We start from the raw sequence: 531 nt of genomic DNA, 5'->3' as shown, positions 1-531 counted from the left end.
GTGCATCTGCTGCACGGCCTCGGGGTTTGCGACCACCATCGCCAGTTCGGCGGCGCCTGCCTGCGCAGACACCGGCGGTTGCACGTCATCGCGTTGCCACAGGCCGAGTGCGGCGCCATCGCCGAGCAGGAACAGGGCGAAGCCAGGCGACTGCTCGACCGGCGGTTTGCCGAGGATGCCGCTGTAGAAGGTGGCGCTGGTGGCGACGTCGCGCACGTACTGCAGCAGGGTGCTGGGCGTGAACATGGGGAAGCTCCGTTGTTGGGAGCGATCATGGTGGTACGGCCCTGCTGACAGATTCTGTCAGTAGCGGCGAGCGTGCTCTACTGCTGTCGCTCCTGCCCTGGTAGAGGTCGAGCTTGCTCGACTGCTGTTCGCGAAGATCAAAGGCGGTCGAGCAAGCTCGCCCCCTACCAGGAGCAAAGTGCGAAGGCCGCCCTCCCCCAGAGGCAGGAAGCAGAACGCAGCAGCAGTCGAGCAGGCCCGACGCTACGAACGGTCCAGCCAGTCCGGCGCGATGCCCTGCGCCTT

General features: G+C 66.3%; 1 protein-coding gene. It reads right to left on the bottom strand.

All coding sequences use genetic code 11. From position 1 onward, the window contains the following. Positions 1 to 246, bottom strand: a 246-nt coding sequence (locus FH975_RS00035) for a VOC family protein (protein WP_202922922.1), incomplete at its 3' end; no start/stop codon positions are given. Between the last annotated feature and the right edge of the window lie 285 nt (positions 247 to 531).

It is taken from the genome of Nesterenkonia haasae (assembly GCF_010119385.1).
In the GTDB taxonomy this organism is placed as follows: Bacteria; Actinomycetota; Actinomycetes; order Actinomycetales; family Micrococcaceae; genus Nesterenkonia; species Nesterenkonia haasae.
The sequence above is the reverse complement of the archived record's forward strand: the minus strand, read 5'-3'. Positions and strand labels throughout refer to the sequence as shown.